Source organism: Paraburkholderia sp. J8-2, assembly GCF_905220195.1.
Lineage (GTDB): Bacteria > Pseudomonadota > Gammaproteobacteria > Burkholderiales > Burkholderiaceae > Paraburkholderia.
This window is the reverse complement of record NZ_CAJMZA010000034.1, coordinates 19,799-40,374: the sequence shown is the minus strand read 5'-3', so window position 1 is coordinate 40,374 and position 20,576 is coordinate 19,799. Positions and strand designations below refer to the sequence as shown.

The following is a 20,576-nucleotide window of genomic DNA, read 5'->3' as shown; positions in this document are numbered from 1 at the left end:
GATGCTACACCACGTTGCCCAGTTGAATGATGGGAAGATACATCGCCACGACGAGGCCGCCGACGAGCGCACCCAGCACGACGATCACGAGCGGCTCGCACAGGCTCGATACGAGCGCGATCTTTTCGTCGACCTGACGGTCGGCGAGCGAGGCCACATCGAGCAGCATGGCGTCGAGCGCGCCGGACTCTTCCGCGACCGCAACGGGCTGAACCACGTCGACCGGAAAGCATCCCGCCGCGCGCATGGCGGCGGCGAGCCGCTCGCCGTGCCGCAGACGCTCGCTGATGCCCGCGCTCGCGCGATCGAAGAATGCGTTGCCGCTCGCGTGCGCGAGCGAATCGAAGGCGTCGGCGAGCGGTGTGCCGGCGGCGAGCAGCGTACCGAGCGCACGGCTCCAGCGGGCGGCGCACAACGTGGTGAGCAGCGCGCCGCAAAGCGGGAGTTTCAGCATCGTTCGTCCGAACGCGATGCGCGCGGCTTCCGAGCGGCGCAAGCACGCTTGCAGGGCGAGCGCGCCGGTCGCGGCAGCGACAACGGCCGGCACGCTCCAACGTGCGGCACCCGCCGAGAGCATCAGCACGAATTGCGTTGGCGCTGGCAGTGCGGCGCCGAAGCCGTCGAAGATCTGCTTGAACGTGGGCACGACCCAAACCAGCAGCGCCGCGGTAATGACGAACGCGAGCAGCAACACCGCGACGGGGTAGGTGAGCGCCGCGCGTACTTTGGCGCGCTGCACGGCGGCGCGCTCGCGGTCGTCGGCGAGACGCCCGAGTACGGCTGCGAGCGCTCCTGAGGCTTCGCCAACGGCGACGAGCTGGCAATAGAGCGCGTTGAAGCGCGCGGGGTGCAGGGCGAGCGAGTCGGCAAAGCGCAGGCCGCCGGCGATATCACGTGCGAGTGCGGCAGCAATGCGTGGCATGCCGTGCGGCCCCGGTGACAGTGCAAGCAAGTCGAGCGCATTCGCAAGCGGCAGGCCGGCGCGCAGGAGGCTCGCGAGTTGGCGCGTAAAGCGCGTGACGTCCGCGTGGCTTGCCTTGGGCGCGCCTGCGCTCGACTTGCGCTCGATGGCGAGTACGGTGATGCGCTCGCGCTCGCGCTTGAGTGCGAGGCGCACAGCGGCGGCGTCGAGTGCGATCATCGTGCCGCGTTTCGCGGCGCCCGACGAATCGAGACCGCGCCACGCGAAGCGCCACTCGGATGGACCGCGATGGGCGCGCGTGGTGCCCAGAGTGCTCATGACGCGTCCGTTGCGGCGAGCGCTTCGGCCAGGCTCGTGGTGCCGTCGCGCACGCGGGCGAGCGCCGCTTCGCGCAAGGTCGCCACACCGTTTCTGCGTGCTTCGCGAGCGATTTCGTGTGCACCGCGCCCGGCGACGATCAGGTCGCGTATGGCCTCTGATATCGGCAAGACTTCGTGTATGCCCACGCGGCCGCGATAGCCAATGCCGTGGCAAGCTTCGCAGCCGCGCGCAACATAAGGTTGCGCGATGTCACACTCTTGCGTGCTCAGTCCCGCCGCGACGAGCACCGCCTGCGAAGCATCGCCGCGCACGCGGCATTGCGGACACAACCGCCGCACGAGACGTTGCGCCGTGACGAGCCGCAGCGAGCCCGCCAGGTTGTACGGCTCGACACCGATGTCGACGAGCCGTGCGCAGGCCGCGCTCGCGTCGTTCGTGTGCACGGTCGAGAGTACGAGATGGCCGGTTTGCGCGGCCTTCACGGCGACGCTGGCGGTTTCTTCGTCGCGAATTTCGCCGATCATGATGACGTCCGGGTCCTGGCGCAGCAGCGCGCGCAGTGCCACCGCAAAAGTGAGCCCGGCCTTCTCGCGCACGTTGACCTGATTGATGCCCGCGAGCTGGATTTCGGCGGGGTCTTCCACCGAGCAGAGATTGCGCGCCGTGCCGTTGAGTCTCTGCAGGAAACAGTAGAGCGAGAGCGTCTTGCCGCTGCCCGTGGGGCCCGTGACGAGCACGAGACCATGCGGCGCGCTGATCGCATCGGCAAGCGTGCGCTGTTGCGCTTCGTCGAGCCCGAGTTCGGCAAGGGATAGGTCTGCGGGTAGCGCTTCGAGCCTGCGCAACACGAGCTTTTCGCCGTGAAGGGTGGGCAGCGAATTCACGCGATAGTCCTCGGCGGCTTGCGACGTCGTGGAGGCCGCGAGCCGCAGCCTGCCGTCCTGTGGAACGCGCCGCTCGGCGATGTCCATGCGTGCGAGCACCTTGATGCGTGTGACGAACGCATCGCGCAGATGCGCGGGCGGCCTCGCCAATTCATGCAGCACGCCGTCGATGCGCAGACGTACGCGCCAGCCGTGTTCCATTGGCTCGATGTGCAGATCCGAGGCGTTGCGCCGTGTGGCTTCGCGCAGCGTCTCGGAGAGCAGGCGAACGGCCGGGGCGTCGTCGAGCTGCGGTGCAGAAATAGGCGCGGGTGCGCGTGCCGTTGCCCCGCCGCCCATACCGCCTTCGGCAGGCATGGCGGCGAAAGGGCGCGCACGATAAGGAGTAGAAAGCATCGACATGCCAGCGCGAAGCCGCCTCGAACAAATGACGCCTTCATCATGGCGTGCGGCGCACTGCGCCGCCACCTGGCCGAACGGCTAACGTCCCGGAAGCAGCTTCTTCGCCTTTTGCAGCGTGCTTGGGCGTGCTTTGGCGCCTGGCTTGAAGAGCTTGACCGTGCGCACAGCCTGGTCGTCGCTGCGCAGCACTTCGAGCTTCACATCGCCGATCTGCAGGCACACATCGCCCTCGGGAATCTCTTCGAGCACTTCGAGAATCAGGCCGTTGAGCGTCTTGGGACCGTCGGTGGGCAGCTTGATGTGAAGCCAGCGATTGAGCTCGCGCAAAGGCATGCTGCCCGGCACGATGCATTCGCCTTCTTCGTTCCAGCCGCCGCGCCCGGTGCCGCTGCGCGGCATCGACGTGGTGAATTCGCCGATCAACTCTTCGATGATGTCTTCGGGCGTCACGAGCCCTTCCATCTCGCCGTACTCGTTCACGACGAGGGCGATGCGATGACGGCTTTCCTGGAAGTACTGAAGTTGCTGGAACCCTGGTGTGCCCGTAGGCACGAAATACGGCTCGGCGAGCAGTTCGCGCAAGGTCTCGCGCTCGAACTCCTGGTTATGCAGCGCGGCCAGCGTCTTGCGCACATGCAGCACGCCGAGTACACGGTCGATGTCGCCTTGATAGACGATCAGCTTGTTGTGATAGCAGGTCTCGAGCTGATGCAGGATGTCTTCGAGAGGAGCGTCGTAGTCGAGCGCCTCGATGCGCCGGCGCGGAATCATCACGTCGTCGACGGTGATGTTCTCCAGATCGAACAGGTTCAGCAAGATGCTGCGGTGCTTGGTCGGCATGAAGCTGCCCGACTCGAGCACGATGGTGCGCAACTCCTCGGTGGAGAGCCGCTGGTCGTGTGCCTTGTGCGTATTGATGTGCAGGACGCGCAAAATGCCGTTTGCGAACATGTTGACGAACCAGATGAGCGGCTTCGTCACGCGCATAAGCGGCGCGATCAACAGGCTTGCGGGCAGCGCGATTTTCTCGGGGAACGTTGCGCCCACAATCTTCGGCGTGATTTCCGCGAACACGATGATGAGAAACGCGACGATGCCCGTTGCGACCGAGAGCACGAGATTGTCGTGACCGAACGTGTGCAGTGCTATCGAAGTCGTCAGCACCGGGATGATGGTGTTGAACAGATTGTTGCCGATCAGGATGACCGAAAGCAGCAGGTCGGTGCGCGCGAGCAGCTTCTGGGTGGTCTTCGCGCCGAGCGTGCCGTGATTGGCGAGGTATTTGAGCCGATGGCGATTGAGCGCCATCATCGCCGTTTCGGAGATGGAGAAAAAGCTGGAGCAGATGAGCAGGACGAAGACGGCGCAAATCTGCGCCCATAAGGGAAGGTGGTCCACGCGTCGAGAAAATGAGGGGGGCGGATGGGGAAACTATAACAGAGGGGTTCCGCACTTCCAGGGCCACTGGCCGAACGGACAAGGCCGTGGCCGCCGCGCCCCCGCGTGGCCCGCCGCACAGGAGGTACAGACGAAAAAAAACCGCGCATTGCATGCGCGGTTTTTTTTGAATTCTGGTCGGGGTGAGAGGATTCGAACCTCCGGCCTCTACGTCCCGAACGTAGCGCTCTACCAGGCTAAGCTACACCCCGAATTTACTGCTGGACTCCACAACCCGCTTCGTCTGTTTCAAGACTGGCGCGTCGTCGAGTAAGAACATAATTCTAGCAGGCTATCTTTGTAAATGGAAGGGGGGAACGCTGAAATCGCATCGGCGGCAGCCTGCGCCTCGGCGCGCGCGCATTGCAGCGTGTGTTCGAGCGCGCCCGAGCGGGTAATTGCCGCGAAGATTTCGTCGAAGCGCGTCGTGCCGCCTTGCTCGATCGCTTCGCGTGCAAGTGCGGCTTCCGCCGCCGTGCCGTGCTCGATCAGCCAGATGAGCGGCAGCGTGGGCTTGCCTTCGCGCAGGTCGTCGCCGGCGTTCTTGCCCATCGATTCAGGCGTGCCCGTGTAGTCGAGCCAGTCGTCCATGATCTGGAATGCCGTGCCGATGCGCCGCCCGTATTCGGCCGCGGCCTCCTCGGTGCGCGCATCCGCCCCCGAAAGCACCGCGCCAAGCTGCGCCGCGGCTTCGAAAAGCTTGGCGGTCTTGTAGCGGATCACCTGCATGTAGCGGTCGGTGTCCACGTCGGCGTCGTGCATGTTCAGGAGCTGCAGGACTTCACCCTCGGAGATGATCGTCGTGGCCGCCGAAAGAATTTCCATCACGCGCATCTTGCCGACGCCCACCATCATCTCGAACGAGCGCGAGTACAGGTAGTCGCCCACCAGCACACTGGCGGCGTTGCCGAAGAGAGCATTAGCCGTCTGGCGGCCGCGCCGCAGATCCGATTCGTCGACGACATCGTCGTGCAGGAGCGTAGCCGTGTGAATGAACTCGACGACCGCCGCGAGCACGTGACGCTGCGTGCCGACGTCGCCGAGCGCGCCGGCCACCATCAGCAGGAGCGCCGGACGCAGCCGCTTGCCGCCCGCGCCGATGATGTACTCGGAGATCTGGTTGATCAGCATCACCTCGGACGCCAGGCTTTGCCGGATGACACGATTCACCTGCTCCATGTCACTGGCGATGGGGGCGAGCAGGGTGGCTGCGCTGGGGGATGGGGTGGCGGTGGACGACATGATGGCAAATATGGGTAGTGCCGCGGATTATAAGGCGAATCGACGGCATGCCGGACGCTCCGCTGCCGTCCGGCTGATGGCTCCCTCTATTTTTACGCGGCCCGGGCGGGCGCATGGATGTTGGCGCTATGCCGATCGGACAGCCGCGGACCTGTCTGGCGATCCCCAGGCGCCCTCGCGCATCAGCACAACGGACTTGCATGTCTTTTGACCGCGTAGCTAACTCTATGTATAATCTAAGGTTTCGGGCGCGCAGTGTGCCTGAAAAGATTACTCAGAGTGAGGTTCTCAATGTACGCGGTCATAAAAACCGGCGGCAAGCAATACAAAGTTGCCGTTGGCGAAAAACTTAAAGTAGAACAGATACCGGCTGACATTGACGCAGAAATCACGCTCGACCAGGTTCTCGCAGTGGGCGAAGGCGAATCGATTAAGTTCGGTACGCCGCTGGTCAGTGGGGCTTCCGTCAAGGCCACCGTTGTGTCGCAAGGCCGACACGCCAAAGTGACCATCTTCAAGATGCGTCGCCGGAAGCACTACCAGAAGCATGGCGGCCACCGCCAGAACTACACCGAACTGCGCATCGACGCGATCAACGCGTAAGCGCACGCAGGTAAAGGAGCAAACAAATGGCACACAAAAAGGCAGGCGGGTCGTCACGTAACGGCCGCGACTCAGAGTCGAAACGACTTGGCGTGAAGGTGTTCGGCGGCCAGGCTATCCTCGCAGGCGGCATCATCGTTCGCCAGCGCGGTACGCGTATGCACCCGGGCCTGAACGTCGGCATCGGCAAGGACCACACGCTCTACGCGCTGGTCGACGGCCACGTCTCGTTCTCGATCAAGGGCGCAGCCAACAAGCAACAGGTCAACGTCGTCCCGGCAGCGGCCTAAGCTTTAGACCGCTCGCGAGCGGGCTACACGCGACGCTAAGAAGGCCCCGCGAAGTTTGCGGGGCCTTTTTGTTTATCTGCAGTCTTTCGGGGTCGTAGTGGGCTTCCGTCTGGCTTTGCGAGCGTCGTTGGCCGTTCGGCCAGGTTGGCCAGTTTTGGCCATGGCGGGCAAAATATCGACATTCACGGGACGGAGTAACTCATGAAGTTCATTGACGAAGCGAAGATCGAAGTCATCGCCGGCGATGGGGGCGATGGCAGCGCGTCGATGCGACGCGAGAAGTTCGTCCCGTTCGGCGGGCCGGACGGCGGTGACGGCGGGCGCGGCGGCAGCGTCTACGCGGTCGGCGACCGCAACATCAACACCCTCATCGACTACCGCTACACGAAAAAGCACCAGGCGCGCAACGGCGAGAACGGCCGTGGCTCGGACTGCTACGGCAAGGGCGGCGACGACATCACGCTGCGCATGCCGGTGGGCACGGTCATCACCGACCTGGACACGGGCGAGCTGATCGCCGACCTGACCGAGCACGAGCAGCAGGTGATGGTCGCGAAGGGCGGCGCGGGTGGCCTCGGCAACCTGCATTTCAAGTCGTCCACGAACCGCGCGCCGCGTCAGAAGACCGACGGCAAGCCCGGCGAGCGCCGCATGCTCAAGCTGGAACTGAAGGTGCTGGCCGACGTCGGCCTGCTCGGCATGCCGAACGCGGGCAAATCCACGTTCATCGCCTCGGTATCGAACGCGAAGCCCAAGATTGCCGACTACCCGTTCACGACGCTCGCGCCGAATCTGGGCGTGGTGCGCGTGGGGCCGAGCAAGAGCTTCGTGATCGCCGATATTCCGGGCCTGATCGAAGGCGCCGCCGAAGGTGCGGGCCTCGGTCACCAGTTCCTGCGCCACCTGCAGCGTACGAACCTGCTGCTGCATCTGGTCGATCTCGCGCCGTTCGACGAAAGCGTCGATCCGGTTGCGGAGGCGAAGGCGATCGTCGGCGAACTGCGCAAGTACGACGAGACGCTCTATGACAAGCCGCGCTGGCTCGTGCTGAACAAGCTCGACATGGTGCCGGAAGAAGAGCGTGCGGCGCGTATTGCCGACTTCGTGAAGCGCTTCGAGTGGGAAGGGCCTGTGTTCGAGATCTCCGCTCTCACGGGGCAGGGCTGCGAAAACCTGTGTTACGCGATATACGACTACGTCTCCGCGCACTCGGACGCACGCCGTGCTGAAGAAGCCGAAGACCTCGCATCCGACGTGCGCTTCCGCGAGGGGCAAGGCGGAAACGCGGAGCAGCCGCAGGAGTAATTCGCCGCATCGGCCGGCGCGCGAGCCGCGCCGGCCGCTCTCAGGAAACTTCACGCGTCATCAGTCATTTGGGAGACCGCGCAGCATGCGTTCCGTCATCGCCGATTCGCGGCGTCTGGTAGTGAAAGTCGGCTCGAGCCTCGTCACCAACGACGGCCGCGGGCTCGATCATGCGGCAATCGGCCGCTGGGCCGCGCAGATCGCGGCGCTGCGCGCACAGGGCAAGGAAGTCGTGCTCGTGAGTTCGGGCGCGATCGCCGAAGGCATGCAGCGGCTCGGCTGGACGAAGCGACCGCGCGAGATCGACGAGCTTCAGGCCGCTGCGGCGGTCGGCCAGATGGGGCTCGCGCAGGTTTATGAGAGCCGCTTTGCCGAGCACGACATCCGCACTGCGCAGATCCTGCTTACGCACGCCGACCTCGCTGACCGCGAACGCTATCTCAATGCGCGCTCCACGTTGCTCACGCTGCTGCGTCTGGGCGTCGTGCCGATCATCAACGAGAACGACACCGTGGTCACCGACGAAATCAAGTTCGGCGACAACGACACGCTCGGCGCGCTCGTCGCGAACCTGATCGAAGGCGACGCGCTCATCATCCTCACCGACCAGAGCGGCTTGTATACGGCCGATCCGCGCAAGGACCCGAACGCAACGCTCGTGCAGGAAGCCGACGCAGGCAAGCCGGAACTCGAGGCCATGGCGGGCGGCGCGGGGTCGAGCATCGGCCGCGGCGGCATGCTCACCAAGATCCTCGCAGCCAAGCGCGCTGCGCATAGCGGCGCGAACACGGTGATCGCGAGCGGGCGCGAAGCGCAGGTGCTCGTGCGGCTGGCTGCGGGCGAGGCGATCGGCACGCAACTCATCGCACGCACGGCGCGCATGGCGGCGCGCAAGCAGTGGATGGCCGACCACCTTCAGGTGCGCGGCCACGTCGTGATCGATGACGGCGCGGTGCAGAAGCTCACGGCAGACGGCAAGAGCCTGCTGCCGATCGGCGTGACCGGCGTGCAGGGCGCGTTTGCACGCGGTGAGGTGATTGCTTGCCTGAACGGCGCAGGCGCGGAAGTCGCGCGCGGGATCACCAACTACAGCAGCGCGGAAACGAAGCTGATCCAGCGCCATCCGAGCGGCGAGATCGAGGGCATCCTCGGCTATATGCTTGAGCCGGAGCTGATTCACCGCGACAATCTCGTGCTGGTCTGACGCTGTCCCGGCCAGCCGCGCATCGCCAAAAATTGAAAAGCCGCTGTGGCCAATGGCCGCAGCGGCTTTTTTCATGTCCATCGCCGCGTACGGCGGCGCGGCTATTAGCGCACCAGCGTCGACTGCGTGCGGCCGTAGCGCAGGTTCTCGATGAGGGTCGGCGCCTTCGCGATCGGCATCTTGTTGGCGCAGAAGTAGTCCTGATAAAGCCTCGACTGGTACGCGTTGAGCGTGCCGTTCTCGATGCGCGACCAGTTGTTCGCGACGGTCTGGTCCCAGCCGTTGTGATCGGCGTCGAGGCTCGCGTAGAGGCGCCACTCGTAGGTGTCGCAGCGAATGCCTTCGTAGTTCACGTTACGCGCGCCCGTCGGGCTCGTGATGACGATCGTGTAGCGCACAACGCCATCCGTGCCGACCGTGAGCGAAGCCGGGTCGATCGCGAACTGGAGCGGCGAATTGTTCGATACGTCGAACGGCAGCAGCTTCGCGCCGGCCTGCGGCAGCGGCGGCAGGCCTTCGAGCTTGTTTTCCTGCCATTCGCCCTTGCGGTCCAGAAGGTAGACGAACGCGCTGTCGTCCTTGTTCGTGGGACCGGAACTGGAGCACGCGGCCAGTCCCGACACAAGCAGCACACCGCCTGCGGCGCATGCCGCAGCAAGAGCAAATCGTTTCAAATTGGTTTTCCTCGAAGCACGGGCGCACGTTACAACCGAACTGCGCCGCGAATGCGAACCGGCGGGGCCTGGCGCGTGATGCGCCGGACCCCGCCGGTTCGGGCGTTCTTTGCGTTGGCTCAAGCCCCCTGATCCTGCTCGTCCTGCGCAGGCTCGATGATACTCTGCGCCGACGCGCAATCGCTTTCGATCGGCGTTCGTTCGGGCACGCTTTCTGTTACGGCCTCGTACGGCTCGGCATGCACCGCGTCTGCGTGCGCCGACGTCACGATGCGCGGGTAACGCACCTCGTGAGCTTGCACGCCCAGCCGCTCCTGGCGCGGCGCAGGCCGGCGCAAGAAGCGCGAGAGCTCGGTCAGCGCGAGCTGGTAGACGTCACGCTTGAACTCGATGACCGCTTCGAGCGGCACCCAGTATTCGTTCCAGCGCCACGCATCGAACTCGGGATGCTCCGTTGCCCGCAGGCAGATATCGCAGTCGCGCCCGACCATACGCAGCAGAAACCAGATCTGTTTCTGGCCGCGATAATGGCCGCGCACTTCGCGCTTGATGAACTTGTCCGGCACCTCATAACGCAACCAGTCGCGTGTGCGACCGACGATCTTGACGTGCTCCGGATGCAAACCGGTTTCTTCGTGCAACTCCCGAAACATTGCCTGCATGGGGGTTTCACCATACTTGATGCCCCCTTGCGGAAACTGCCAGGAATGTTCGCGAACCCGCTTGCCCCAAAACACCTCGTTTCGCGCGTTCAAGAGGATGATGCCGACGTTCGGGCGAAACCCCTCACGATCCAGCATACAACCACCTTCGAATCCTTTAAAATTGCTTTGATTATAAACAGATAACGGTCCTCACGCACCCGCCGTCCGGAAAGTTGAGCGAATGGCCGCGACCGCGCAAAACGGTCTCGGGGCGCAATCGGCTTCGAATCTGGCTGGCGTCATCGGCGCGGCACGTGGCGCGTTGTCATAATGGCGGGTTCGTGAACTCCTCCGTTGGTCACTTCTTCGGGCGGTCTGCACCGGGCCGCCGCTTTTGGATAATTTGAATGAAAGCCTCCCGTTTCTTTATCGGCACCCTGAAGGAAGCGCCCGCTGACGCGGAAATCGTCAGCCACAAGCTGATGGTTCGCGCGGGCATGATCCGTCGCATCGCTGGCGGCATCTACAACTACTTGCCGATCGGCCTGCGTTCGATCCGCAAGGTCGAGCAGATCGTGCGCGAGGAAATGAACCGCGCCGGCGCAATCGAGCTGCTCATGCCGGCCGTGCAGCCGGCCGAACTGTGGCAGGAATCGGGGCGCTGGGAACAATACGGGCCGGAACTGCTGCGCTTCAAGGACCGCAAGCAGAGCGACTTCGTGATGGGGCCGACGCACGAAGAGGTCGTTACCGACATCGCGCGTGGCCAGATCAAGAGCTATCGCCAGTTGCCGGTGAACTTCTATCAGGTGCAGACGAAGTTCCGCGACGAAATCCGTCCCCGTTTCGGCGTGATGCGCGGGCGCGAATTCATCATGAAGGACGCGTATTCGTTCGATAAGGACGTCGAAGGTCTCAAGGTTTCGTACCAGAAGATGTATGACGCCTACGTGCGCATTTTCACGCGCCTCGGCCTGCAGTTCCGCGCGGTCGCGGCCGACAACGGTTCGATCGGTGGCAGCGGTTCGCACGAGTTCCACGTGATCGCGGAAACGGGCGAGGACGATATCGCCTACTGCCCGACCTCGGAATTCGCAGCCAACGTCGAAGCCGCCGAAGCGCTGCCGCTCATCGCGCAGCGCGGCGCCGCGACGCAAGCACTCACGAAAACGCCCACGCCGGGCGCGGCCAAGTGCGAGGCAGTGGCTGAGCTGCTCGGCATTCCGCTCGAAAGCACGATCAAGTCGATTATTCTCGCGACGGACAACGAAGGCGCCGAGCCGACCATCTGGCTGCTGATGCTGCGCGGCGACCACGATCTGAACGAGATCAAGGTCGGCAAGCTCGAAGGCCTGAGCGGCTTCCGCTTCGCTACCGAAGCGGAAATCGTCGAGTGGTTCGGCACGCCGCCGGGTTACCTCGGCCCGCTCAACACGAAGAAGCCGGTCAAGGTGATCGCCGACCGCACGGTCGCGAACATGAGCGACTTCGTGGTGGGCACGAACGAAGTCGACTTCCACACCACGGGTGTGAACTGGGGCCGTGACCTGCCGGAGCCGGTCGTCGCCGATATCCGCAACGTGAAGAAGGGCGACCCGTCGCCGGACGGCAAGGGCGTGATCGACATCTGCCGCGGCATCGAAGTGGGCCACGTGTTCCAGCTCGGGACGAAGTACTCGGAAGCGATGAACGCCACGTTCCTCGCCGAGAACGGCAAGCCCGCGCCGATGCAGATGGGCTGCTACGGCATCGGCATCACGCGTATTCTCGGTGCAGCCATCGAGCAGAACTTCGACGAGAAGGGCATCATCTGGCCTGAGTCGATTGCGCCGTTCCAGGTCGTCGTGTGCCCGATGGGCATGGACCGCAGCGAGCTCGTGCGCGAGCACGCCGAGCGCGTGTACAGCGAACTCGTCGAAGCGGGCGTGGACGTGATCCTCGACGACCGCGGCGAGCGCCCGGGCGTGATGTTCGCCGACTGGGAGCTGATTGGCGTGCCGCATCGTCTCGTCATCGGCGAGCGCGGTCTGAAGGACGGCAAGATCGAGTACCAGGGCCGCCGCGACACCGAAGCGACGCTGCTCGCCGCCGATGAGGCTGCGCAGACGGTGGCGCAGAAGATCCGCGCGGCGCTTGCGGTTTAACGACGATCCATCACGGTTAAAGGAGCGCTCTGAGCGTGGAGTACAGTTTTCTGTCCGCTACGGTCCTGCTGCTCCTTATCACCGACCCGCTCGGTAACATTCCGCTCTTTATCACCTGCCTGCGCGGCGTTGCCCAGCAGCGCCGCGCGATCGTGATCCTGCGCGAGGTCGCGATTGCGTTCGTGATCCTGCTCATCTTCATGGTGGCGGGCAACGCCTTCCTGCGCATGATGGGGCTCACGGACACGTCGCTGCGCATCGGCGGCGGCATCGTGCTGTTCCTCATCGCGCTGCGCATGATCTTCCCGCATCCGGGCGGGCCGTTCGGCGGCGGCGACAAGGGCGGCGAGCCGCTCATCGTGCCGCTCGCCATTCCCGCGCTCGCGGGGCCTTCGGCGCTCGCCACGGTCATGCTGCTCACCTCGCAGGCACCGGGCAAGCTCTATGAATGGGTCGCGGCGCTCGTCGTGACGATGGTGATCTGCGCGATCGTGCTGGTGCTGGCGGAGCGCATCCAGCAGTGGCTGGGCGAGCGTGTCGTGACGGCATTCGAGCGGCTGATGGGCCTCGTGCTCGTGGCGATCTCGGTGGAGATGATCCTCGCGGGTATCGCCAACTTCGTGCATCACCTCTGACGCCGCATGCAGCGGGCGTCGCAGGCAATAAAAAAGCAGCCCACGGGCTGCTTTTTTTCATGGCGCTCCAGATAGTCGACGCGCGCTTCACGCGCCTTCGGTCAGCGCACGGATGGTCGGCAGATTGCGCCAGTAACCTTTGGCGTCCATGCCGCAGCCGAACACGTAGCGGTCCGGCACCGAAAAGCCGCAGTAGTCGGGATGCAGCGGCTTGGCCTTCGTGAGCGTCTTCTCGCACAGCACGGCCGAGAGGAAACGCTTCGCGCCCATGTCCATGATGCGGTCGCGAATCGCGGCCATGGTCTCGCCTTCGTCGAGGATGTCGTCGAGCACGAGCACCACGCGGTCTTTCACCGACTCGCGCGGCGCCACGCGCCATTGCATCTCGGCGCTGCCCTTGATCGCGTTGCGGTAGCGCGTGAGGTGGATGTAGTCGAACTCGAGCGGGAAGTCGAGGTGCGGCAGCAGCATGCCGGTGAACACGGCGGCGCCGCCCATCACCGACAGCACGAGCGGGAAGTCCTCGCTGATCTCGGCGCGGATGGCTTCGGCCATCCGGCCGATCGACGCATTGACGTCGCCCTCGGAAACGATCTCTTCGGAGTGGCGGAAAATGTGCAGGGCTTCTTCGCGATTCATGACTCTGGCGGGAAGGTAGCTGTAGCTATGAAGTGTGGAAAATAACGGCGGCGCGCGCTACAGCATAAACCCGCGCATTTGTTCCGTCGCGCGCCGCGTCGAGTCGGGCCGCCTGCGCGCGATGTGCGCCGTGCGGCCCGCAGGATCAGCGCATGCCGGGCATCATGCCCTTCATGCCGCGCATCATCTTTTGCAGATTGCCGCCCTTCAGCTTCTTCATCATGGTGCGCATCTGCTCGTACTGGTTGAGCATGCGGTTCACTTCCTGAACCTGCACGCCCGCGCCCGCTGCGATGCGGCGCTTGCGCGTGGCCTTGATGAGTTCGGGCTTGGCGCGCTCGGCGGGCGTCATCGAGTTGATGATGCCTTCCATGCGGCGCATCTGCTTCTCGGCCTGGCCCATGTCGGCGCCCGAGGCGGCCTGCTGGAACTGGGCGGGCAGCTTGTCCATGAGCGACGACAGACCGCCCATGTTCTTCATTTGCGAGAGCTGCGCGCGGAAGTCGTTGAGGTCGAAGTCGCCGCCTTTCTTGACCTTGTCGGCGAGCTTTTGTGCGGCCTGCACGTCCACGCCGCGCTGCGCTTCCTCGACGAGCGCGAGAATGTCGCCCATGCCGAGAATACGGTTGGCCATGCGGTCCGGGTGGAACACCTCGAGGCCGTCGAGCTTTTCCGCAACGCCGACGAACTTGATCGGCTTGCCCGTGATGTGGCGCACGGAGAGCGCCGCGCCACCGCGCGAGTCGCCGTCGAGCTTGGTGAGCACGACGCCGGTGAGCGGCAGGGCGTCGTTGAACGCTTTCGCGGTGTTGACCGCGTCCTGACCGAGCATCGCGTCGACGACGAACAGCGTTTCAGCCGGCTTGAGCGACGCGTGCAGCGCGGTGATCTCGTTCATCATCGCCTCGTCGATACCGAGGCGGCCAGCCGTGTCGACGAGCAGCACATCGTGATAGTGGCGCTTGGCCCAGTCGACCGCGGCGGCGGCGATCTCGACGGGCTTCTGGTCCGGCTGCGAGGGGAAGAAGTCGGCGCCGACCTGTTCCGTCACCGTCTTCAACTGCGCGATGGCGGCAGGGCGGTAGACGTCGCACGAAACGGTGAGGACCTTCTTCTTGTACTTCTCGCGCAGGAGCTTGGCGAGCTTGCCGGTGGTGGTGGTTTTACCCGCGCCCTGCAGACCCGCCATGAGGATGACGGCAGGCGGTGTGACGGCGAGATCGAGTTCGGCGGCCTTGCCTTCGTAGTCGCCGCCGATCACGGCGGTCAGCTCGCGCTGCACCACGCCGACGAGCGCTTGTCCAGGCGAGAGGCTGGCGATCACTTCCTCGCCGAGCGCCTTCTCCTTCACCTTGGCGATGAATTCGCGCACGACGGGCAGCGCCACGTCCGCTTCGAGCAGGGCGAGACGCACCTCGCGCAGCATTTCCTGCGTGTTGGCTTCGGTCAGCCGGGCTTCGCCGCGCAGCGTCTTGACGACGCGCGCCATCCGTTGAGTGAGATTGTCGAGCATGGGGAGGCGGTGAGCAGTGCGGCCCGGCCCGCGCACGTTAAACGGGAAAGCGCCGCGTTTCGTCGCGCTTCTGTGTGTTTGCCGCGCGGCCAGGGGGCCTATAGTAAACTTCGAACATGGATATTGTACTGTATGCCCTCACCGTCCTCCTGTACGGCGGATTGTGCGCCGCCGACTGGCGCGCGCTGCGCCGCGCGGGCACCGCGCCGCTGCTTGGCAGCGTGCCGCCCGTTCCGGTGACGGTCGGCGCGGGCGCGGGCTTGGGTGGCGACGCCCTGCGCGCCCGGACCTTCGGCCCGCTTTCGCGCACGCTGCTCTTTGGCGCGCTCGCCGCGCACGGCCTGCTGCTGCACACGACGATCTTCCCCGCCAACGAAATGGTGTTCGGCTTCGCCTTCGCGTTGTCGGCCATGTTCTGGCTCGGCGCGGGCATCTACTGGATCGAGAGCTTTTTCTTTGCGCTCGACGGTCTGCGTCTGTTGTTGCTGCCGCTCGCCGCAGTCGCGTCGATCCTGCCGCTCGTGTTCGGCGGTGTGCGCGTGCTGCCCTATGCGGCGGCGCCCATGTTCAAGCTGCACTTCGTCATCGCGAACGTCGCTTACGGGCTCTTCGCGATCGCCGCGTTGCACGCGGTGCTGATGCTCGCTGTCGAGCGCCGGCTGCATGCGCTCAAGGGCGCCGGCTTTCAGCGCAACGCGAGCAATCGCGGCGGCGGCTGGCTGTCGAACTGGATCGAGACGTTGCCGCCGCTCCTCACGATGGAGAAGCTGCTGTTCCGCCTGATCGGCGCGGGCTTCGTGCTGCTCACGGCCACGCTCGTTTCCGGCATCGTGTTCAGCGAGCAGTTGATCGACCGGCCGCTCTCGCTCGATCACAAGACCGTCTTCGCGATTTTGTCCTGGCTGATGTTCGGTGCGCTGCTCACCGCGCGCAAGATTTCCGGCTGGCGCGGACGCGCCGCGCTGCGCTGGGTGATCGCGTCGTTCATCGCCTTGCTGCTCGCTTATGTGGGCAGCCGTTTCGTCTTCGAGGTGCTGCTGCACCGCCCTGTGGTTTGAGTCGTTTGAGTCGCGTGTTCCGATGAGACAGATTTTCCTCCTCGTGCTGCTGTTCGTGATCGGACAGTGGTTCGTCAAGGCCCTGCGCCGTGCGCAGACACAGTCGCGTCCCGGTGCGCAGCCGGGGCAGGGTGCGCAGCCGGGGCAAGGCGCCGCGCGCAATGCCAATGGCGGCACGAGCGCGGGCGGCCAGGCCGCGCTGCCCGAGCCGATGGTGCGCTGCGCCGAGTGCGGCGTGCATGCGCCGCGCAGTGAATCGGTGAATGTCGGCGCGCGCTCGTTCTGCAGCGCCGAGCATGCGCGCGCCTACGATGCGCGCACCACCGCCCAGGATCGCCCCGCACGATGAGCGCTGCTGCATCGCCGGAATTGCCGGGATCGCGCGCATACGAAGTCGATGCGCAAGGCTGGGTGCCGGGCGCGCGCCACCTGCCTTCGCCGAACTTCGAGGCACGTCCGCAAGGCGCCGTGCCGACGCTTATCGTCGTCCACAACATCAGCCTGCCGCCCAATGTGTTCGGCGGCCCCGAGATCGCCGATCTGTTCCTCAACCGCCTCGACTGCGACGCGCATCCGTACTTCGACGCCAACCTGCGCGGCGTGCGCGTCTCGGCGCACTTCGTCATTCATCGCGATGGCGCGCTCGAGCAGTTCGTCTCGTGCGACGAGCGCGCGTGGCACGCGGGCGCATCGAGCTTCTTCGGGCGCGAGCGCTGCAACGATTTCGCGATCGGCATCGAACTGGAAGGCAGCGACACGACCGCCTTCGAGGCGGCGCAATACGCCACGCTTGCGGCGCTCGTGAAGGCACTCGTTGCGCACTATCCGATCGAGGCGCTGGCGGGCCATTCGGACATCGCCCCTGGGCGCAAGACCGATCCCGGCCCACACTTCGACTGGGCACGCCTCAAACACGATACGCAGCTCGCCGATGCCAGCTTCCCCTATATCCAGGGGCACGATGCGCAGAACGCGGCGTCATGACACGTTCGAACGCAGGCTAATCACCCTTCGGCTGCACAAGAAATAAGCACCTCTCGCGCGCAAACGCAGGGTCTTGGCGCGCGCCTCGCAGACCACTCGAAAGCGCATTGGCCGGTAAGGCCCGCGCTGCTTGGCTTGCGGTCTTGTCAAGATAGGACCAGCAAAAAAAGCCATTTGATCGCCTTGTTTCTTCCACTATACTTTGTACCCGAAACAAGGCTTCACACCATATGTTGTGTTGTACCGCGGCGCCCCGCTTCATGAGCAAGGCGCCGCGCGCGTTACCAGCATAGAAAAAACAGAAACTTTGTACGGTGCCGTCGGCCGAGAGAACCGGCGCACCGGCTGTAATCGAGAGAGAAGGTACAGCCAATGATCGCGACATCCACGATGAAGACCGAAGCAGTCCGTGATTCATCTGCCTTGTCGCATCCGGCAGCCTCGCCAGGCTGGACTTTTTTCTCTGCCCGATCGATCGCGCACACGGGGGCGCGGCGTCGGCGTCCGTACTAATCCGCGAACTCTCTTCGCACCTTTCCAGGACCCAGGAGCTTTGCACATGCAAACGACCGATAACGTCTCGACCCGGTATGAAGGCGCGCCCGCGCACACGCTGGGTGGCCAGCCGCAGGACGGTCAGACGAGCGCGCAGCAGTTCGCCGACCACAAGGTGATTCGCCGCAACGGTAGCGTGGTGTCGTTCGAACCTTCGAAAGTCGCGATCGCGATGACGAAGGCTTTCCTCGCCGTGAACGGCGGCCAGGGCGCGGCTTCGGCGCGCATTCGCGAGCTGGTCGAACAGCTCACGCAGAGCGTCGTGCGCGCACTCGTGCGCAGCCGTCCGAACGGCGGCACGTTCCATATCGAAGACATCCAGGATCAGGTCGAACTCGCGCTGATGCGCGGCGGCGAGCACAACGTCGCGCGTGCCTACGTGCTGTATCGCGAGAAGCGCAACCAGGAACGCGCGCATTCGCCGGAAACGGCAGCGCCCGCAGCGCCTGGCATCAACGTCACGGACAACGGCGTGACGCGCCCGCTCGACATGCAAGCGCTGCGCGCGCTGATCGCGTCGTCGTGCGACGGTCTCGGCGATGCGGTCAACGCTGACCCGATCGTCGCGGAAACGGTGAAGAATCTGTACGACGGCGTGCCGATGACCCAGGTCTACGACTCGGCCATCCTCGCTGCGCGCACGATGATCGAAAAGGACCCGGCGTATAGCCAGGTGACCTCGCGCATCCTGCTGCACACGATCCGTCGCGAAATTCTCGAAGAGGAAGTGACGCAAGCCGAAATGGCCGTGCGTTACGCGGACTACTTCCCGCAGTTCATCAAGCGCGGCGTGGAAGCCGGCCTGCTCGACGACAAGCTCCAGCAGTTCGACCTGAAGCGCCTCGGCAACGCGCTCGACGCGAGCCGCGACCTGCAGTTCGGCTACCTCGGCCTGCAGACGCTGTACGACCGCTACTTCCTGCACGTGCATGGCACGCGCATTGAAATGCCGCAGGCATTCTTCATGCGTGTCGCGATGGGCCTTTCGCTCAACGAGATCGACCGCGAAGCGCGCGCGATTGAGTTCTACAACGTGCTCTCGTCGTTCGACTTCATGTCGTCCACGCCCACGCTGTTCAATTCGGGCACGCACCGCTCGCAGCTCTCGTCGTGCTACCTCACGACGGTTGCCGACGACCTCGACGGCATCTACGAAGCGCTGAAGGACAACGCACTGCTGTCGAAGTTTGCAGGCGGTCTGGGTAACGACTGGACGCGCGTGCGCGCGCTCGGTTCGCACATCAAGGGCACCAACGGCAAGTCGCAGGGCGTGGTGCCGTTCCTGAAGGTCGTGAACGACACGGCTGTGGCCGTGAACCAGGGCGGCAAGCGCAAGGGCGCGGTGTGCGCCTACCTGGAATCGTGGCACCTCGACATCGAAGAATTCCTCGAGCTGCGCAAGAACACCGGCGACGACCGCCGCCGCACCCACGACATGAACACGGCGAACTGGATTCCCGACCTGTTCATGAAGCGCGTGATGGAAGGCGGCGACTGGACGCTCTTCTCGCCCTCGACCTGCCCGGACCTGCACGACAAGTTCGGCGCGGAATTCGAACAGGCTTACACGGCTTACGAAGAGAAGGTCGCGCGCGGCGAGATCAAGCTGTTCAAGAAGCTGCCGGCCGCGCAACTGTGGCGCAAGATGCTCGGCATGCTGTTCGAAACGGGTCACCCGTGGATCACGTTCAAGGATCCGTGCAACATCCGTTCGCCGCAGCAGCACGTGGGCGTCGTCCACTCGTCGAACCTGTGCACGGAAATCACGCTGAACACGAGCGACAGCGAAATCGCCGTGTGCAACCTGGGTTCGGTGAACCTGGTCGCGCACATGGTCGAACAGGCCGACGGCACGTTCGCACTCGACCACGACAAGCTCAAGCGCACCATCAGCGTGGCGATGCGCATGCTCGACAACGTCATCGACATCAACTACTACGCGGTGTCGAAGGCGCGCAACTCGAACCTGAAGCACCGTCCGGTGGGCATGGGCATCATGGGCTTCCAGGACTGCCTGCACGTTCTGCGCACGCCGTTTGCTTCGCAGGAAGCCGTGGAGTTCGCCGACCGCTCGATGGAAGCCGTCTGCTACTACGCATACTGGGCGTCGACCGAGCTGGCAGCCGAGCGCGGCCGCTACTCGACCTACCGCGGCTCGCTGTGGGATCGCGGCATCCTCCCGCAAGACACGCTCAAGCTGCTCGCCGAAGCGCGCGGCGGCTATGTGGAAGTCGACTCGAGCGAGTCGATGGACTGGACGTCGCTGCGCGAGCGCATCGCCCAGCACGGCATGCGCAATTCGAACTGCATCGCGATCGCACCGACCGCGACCATCTCGAACATCATCGGCGTGTCGCCTTGCATCGAGCCGACGTTCCAGAACCTCTATGTGAAGTCGAACCTCTCGGGCGAATTCACGGTGGTGAACGACTACCTCGTTCGCGATCTGAAGTCGCGCGGCCTGTGGGACGAAGTCATGGTCGCCGACCTGAAGTACTTCGACGGCATGCTCTCGCGCATCGACCGCGTGCCGGCCGATCTACGCGCTGTGTATGCAACGGCGTTCGAAGTCGATCCGACGTGGCTCGTCGAAGCCGCTTCGCGTCGTCAGAAGTGGATCGACCAGGCGCAGTCGCTGAACATCTTCATGGCGGGTGCATCGGGCAAGAAGCTCGACGAGATCTACAAGCTCGCCTGGGTGCGCGGCCTGAAGACCACGTACTACCTGCGCACGATGGCGGCCACGCACGTCGAGAAGTCGACGGTTGCGCACGGCGCGCTCAACGCCGTGCCGACGGGCGGTGAAGGCGGCGGCAATGCCGGTGGTGCATTCGGCGGTGCGTCGGGTGGCGCATTCGGCGGTGCAGCAGGATCGACCACGATGCAGGCTGCACCGGAAGCTGCGGTCGAAGCCGCGCAGGAAGCAGAGGGTCCGGTGTGCATGATGCGTCCGGGCGATGCTGGCTTCGAAGAGTGCGAGGCTTGCCAGTAACCACGAGGTGAGCTGGCTGCGCATGATGCGTGCGGTGCAACGCCGCGCGCATCATGCGCGGACCGAAGCATCGGTAGTAAACAGTAGTAGTTGGTCGTAGCGAGATGTAACAACGAAAGAGGCGCGCG

General features: G+C 64.4%; 18 protein-coding genes and 1 tRNA gene. 10 read left to right on the top strand and 9 right to left on the bottom strand.

Annotation, left to right across the window (positions count from 1 at the left end; translation table 11 throughout):
- Positions 1–4: 4 nt before the first annotated feature.
- From U5A52_RS36980 to U5A52_RS36960, 5 genes are all read right to left on the bottom strand, one after another.
- Positions 5–1,240: a type II secretion system F family protein gene (locus U5A52_RS36980; RefSeq protein WP_321939012.1), complete on the bottom strand. Its 1,236-nt coding sequence runs from the start codon at positions 1,238–1,240 to the stop codon at positions 5–7.
- Complete coding sequence (locus U5A52_RS36975) at positions 1,237–2,466, bottom strand: GspE/PulE family protein (protein WP_321939031.1); 1,230 nt, start codon at positions 2,464–2,466, stop codon at positions 1,237–1,239. Before U5A52_RS36975 ends, U5A52_RS36980 begins: the two co-directional genes overlap by 4 nt.
- A 141-nt stretch (positions 2,467–2,607) precedes the next feature.
- Positions 2,608–3,927: an HlyC/CorC family transporter gene (locus U5A52_RS36970; protein ID WP_321916765.1), complete on the bottom strand. Its 1,320-nt coding sequence runs from the start codon at positions 3,925–3,927 to the stop codon at positions 2,608–2,610.
- A gap of 174 nt (positions 3,928–4,101) precedes the next feature.
- Positions 4,102–4,178 (bottom strand) — tRNA-Pro (locus tag U5A52_RS36965).
- 37 nt (positions 4,179–4,215) lie between these two features.
- Positions 4,216–5,208, bottom strand: coding sequence for a polyprenyl synthetase family protein (locus tag U5A52_RS36960; RefSeq protein WP_321916763.1), 993 nt, complete (start codon positions 5,206–5,208; stop codon positions 4,216–4,218).
- A gap of 291 nt (positions 5,209–5,499) precedes the next feature.
- On the opposite strand from U5A52_RS36960, the gene rplU reads away from it, so the two are divergent.
- From rplU to proB, 4 genes are all read left to right on the top strand, one after another.
- Positions 5,500–5,811, top strand: coding sequence for a 50S ribosomal protein L21 (rplU, locus tag U5A52_RS36955; protein ID WP_007180329.1), 312 nt, complete (start codon positions 5,500–5,502; stop codon positions 5,809–5,811).
- A gap of 26 nt (positions 5,812–5,837) precedes the next feature.
- The gene (rpmA, locus tag U5A52_RS36950; protein ID WP_158758669.1) at positions 5,838–6,101 is read left to right on the top strand and encodes a 50S ribosomal protein L27; all 264 of its coding nucleotides are present in this window, start codon (positions 5,838–5,840) and stop codon (positions 6,099–6,101) included.
- A 201-nt stretch (positions 6,102–6,302) separates the two neighbouring features.
- Positions 6,303–7,406 (top strand): Obg family GTPase CgtA, encoded by a 1,104-nt coding sequence (cgtA, locus tag U5A52_RS36945; RefSeq protein WP_321939010.1) that lies wholly within the window; start codon positions 6,303–6,305, stop codon positions 7,404–7,406.
- Positions 7,407–7,491: 85 nt separating this feature from the next.
- Entirely contained in the window at positions 7,492–8,610 is a 1,119-nt protein-coding gene (gene proB, locus U5A52_RS36940) for a glutamate 5-kinase (protein ID WP_321916760.1), read from the top strand.
- A gap of 104 nt (positions 8,611–8,714) precedes the next feature.
- On the opposite strand, the gene U5A52_RS36935 is transcribed toward proB, so the two are convergent.
- Positions 8,715–9,284, bottom strand: coding sequence for a CNP1-like family protein (locus U5A52_RS36935; protein ID WP_321916758.1), 570 nt, complete (start codon positions 9,282–9,284; stop codon positions 8,715–8,717).
- Between the two features lie 119 nt (positions 9,285–9,403).
- Positions 9,404–10,084, bottom strand: coding sequence for an RNA pyrophosphohydrolase (locus tag U5A52_RS36930; protein ID WP_321939008.1), 681 nt, complete (start codon positions 10,082–10,084; stop codon positions 9,404–9,406).
- 251 nt (positions 10,085–10,335) lie between these two features.
- Between U5A52_RS36930 and U5A52_RS36925 the strand changes: the two genes are divergently transcribed.
- The gene (locus U5A52_RS36925) at positions 10,336–12,072 is read left to right on the top strand and encodes a proline--tRNA ligase (RefSeq protein WP_321916755.1); all 1,737 of its coding nucleotides are present in this window, start codon (positions 10,336–10,338) and stop codon (positions 12,070–12,072) included.
- 35 nt (positions 12,073–12,107) lie between these two features.
- Entirely contained in the window at positions 12,108–12,707 is a 600-nt protein-coding gene (locus U5A52_RS36920) for a MarC family protein (RefSeq protein ID WP_321916754.1), read from the top strand.
- Between the two features lie 87 nt (positions 12,708–12,794).
- On the opposite strand, the gene U5A52_RS36915 is transcribed toward U5A52_RS36920, so the two are convergent.
- On the bottom strand, positions 12,795–13,346 hold the full coding sequence (locus U5A52_RS36915; RefSeq protein ID WP_028207817.1) for a hypoxanthine-guanine phosphoribosyltransferase: 552 nt from the start codon (positions 13,344–13,346) through the stop codon (positions 12,795–12,797).
- A 145-nt stretch (positions 13,347–13,491) separates the two neighbouring features.
- Complete coding sequence (gene ffh / locus U5A52_RS36910) at positions 13,492–14,859, bottom strand: signal recognition particle protein (RefSeq protein WP_321916752.1); 1,368 nt, start codon at positions 14,857–14,859, stop codon at positions 13,492–13,494.
- Between the two features lie 116 nt (positions 14,860–14,975).
- On the opposite strand from ffh, the gene U5A52_RS36905 reads away from it, so the two are divergent.
- The 4 genes from U5A52_RS36905 (at position 14,976) to U5A52_RS36890 (ending at position 20,448) form a co-directional block, all read left to right on the top strand.
- Positions 14,976–15,917: an inner membrane protein YpjD gene (locus tag U5A52_RS36905; protein WP_321916751.1), complete on the top strand. Its 942-nt coding sequence runs from the start codon at positions 14,976–14,978 to the stop codon at positions 15,915–15,917.
- A gap of 22 nt (positions 15,918–15,939) precedes the next feature.
- The gene (locus U5A52_RS36900; protein WP_321916750.1) at positions 15,940–16,266 is read left to right on the top strand and encodes a PP0621 family protein; all 327 of its coding nucleotides are present in this window, start codon (positions 15,940–15,942) and stop codon (positions 16,264–16,266) included.
- Positions 16,263–16,901 (top strand): 1,6-anhydro-N-acetylmuramyl-L-alanine amidase AmpD, encoded by a 639-nt coding sequence (gene ampD, locus U5A52_RS36895; RefSeq protein WP_321939006.1) that lies wholly within the window; start codon positions 16,263–16,265, stop codon positions 16,899–16,901. The genes U5A52_RS36900 and ampD overlap by 4 nt, the downstream gene beginning before the upstream one ends.
- Before the next feature lie 559 nt (positions 16,902–17,460).
- The gene (locus U5A52_RS36890) at positions 17,461–20,448 is read left to right on the top strand and encodes a ribonucleoside-diphosphate reductase subunit alpha (protein ID WP_321939004.1); all 2,988 of its coding nucleotides are present in this window, start codon (positions 17,461–17,463) and stop codon (positions 20,446–20,448) included.
- The last annotated feature ends 128 nt before the right edge of the window (positions 20,449–20,576 follow it).